3 protein-coding genes and 1 pseudogene are annotated in these 1,331 nt (G+C 53.2%); all 4 read right to left on the reverse strand.

The genetic code is table 11. The annotated features are described in order from the left end of the window. Positions 1-284: pseudogene (locus D5S03_RS03320) on the reverse strand (hypothetical protein); the annotation flags it as partial. Between the two features lie 106 nt (positions 285-390). Continuing rightward, entirely contained in the window at positions 391-822 is a 432-nt protein-coding gene (locus tag D5S03_RS03325; RefSeq protein ID WP_287042660.1) for a hypothetical protein, read from the reverse strand. Between the two features lie 32 nt (positions 823-854). Beyond that, positions 855-1,046, reverse strand: coding sequence for a hypothetical protein (locus D5S03_RS03330; protein ID WP_287042661.1), 192 nt, complete (start codon positions 1,044-1,046; stop codon positions 855-857). 65 nt (positions 1,047-1,111) lie between these two features. Then, a partial coding sequence (locus tag D5S03_RS03335; protein WP_287042662.1) for a hypothetical protein occupies positions 1,112-1,331 on the reverse strand: 220 nt, incomplete at its 5' end.

Genomic DNA, 1,331 nt, shown 5'->3' on the forward strand with positions numbered 1-1,331 from the left:
ACACCGTCAACGATTTTCAGCAGTGCCCTGTTGGAAGCGTCCATGAACAAGGACTTGGCCCTGTCCGCTTGTGGCCCCCAGATGTTAACACGAATCTTGGCATGTCCATTGCCGTTCTTACTCCCGTTCCCATTCCCATGCCCGTTCCCGTTCCCGTTCCGCGGAACGAGCAGGTGGAGGGTGTACTTTTGCGCAATAACTTTGCCATCTGCCCTAACGTAGCTCGGTGTGAATTCATGCTCTACGGGTGCAGTTGTCCAGCCTTCAATGTTGATCTCTTGCATGATAAAACCTCCATTTTGTTTTGCCCTATGCCGGGCATTAGACGTAAAAAAACCGCGCCAGCCCTGTGCTGAAGCGGTTGAAAACAGCGGATATTTGGTTGAATGGTTAATTGATCGGGACCTGCCCGGTACGGATCAACTCCTCGAACTCTTTTAAGAATTCGCTAAAAGGCAACCGGGCAGGATTGAATGCTATCCTGCAAAGCACCCGGACATCACTTGGCTCGAACACATGTAGAGAAAAGCCGGCCTTCAGATTCTCCGAGGGCCTTGCCTTAGCCCTGTGGATCTCGATAAGGGCCGTCCGGCATTTAAGACGCTCCCGCATCTTCCAGGAAGCCTCTGCGTGGAAACAGAGTGGATACACATCAAATCCCCCTGCCTCTTTCCGGACCCATAGGGTGGTTCTCAGTGAGTCGAAAGCGTAATGCTTCTCGTGCGGTGTAAATTCAGCTTTGGCAGGATTACCTGTAAAGCCAACACCCCAGGCGAGCCACTTCTCCTCACCATCCGGGGAATAGTCTTTCTCAAACTTCATAAGTCGTCTCCTGAGATTAAGGTTAAGATCCCCTACTGGGCCATCTGTGCCAGGTGATGTGCCCTGGCACCATCATCAAAGCATGGAGAGCACACAACACCGCCAAACTTAAGCTCGGTCAGGATGAACCAGCTGAGCTCGCAGGTTTCGACCAGGACTTTGTGCCTCACACTGCAATGAGGGCAGTTGGTCTCTACCTTCCGGCCATCTCCGTTGATCTGCATACTGATCACCTCCCTTTTCTTAGATTTGAGCCTCAACGCTCATGTCCTGCCATAAACCTGAGGGCTTACCTGAGGCCTCTTTGGGCCTCCTCAGCGTCAATGCTCACGCCTTCGTCTTCAGCCCATGGATCAAAGCCCTGGGGAGGGCGACGGTCTTCCCATCCTTTGGCCCAAGGGCCGTCTTCTTCACCCGGACCATCCTCGTCCACCTGGTATTGGCAGCAGTTGTTGTGATCCATAACCACCCACAGTTGCTCGTCTGTTAGGGGGCAGGGATCGTCCTTG

Origin of the sequence: Desulfonatronospira sp. MSAO_Bac3 (assembly GCF_003838035.1) — a bacterium.
Taxonomy (GTDB): domain Bacteria; phylum Desulfobacterota; class Desulfovibrionia; order Desulfovibrionales; family Desulfonatronovibrionaceae; genus Desulfonatronospira; species Desulfonatronospira thiodismutans.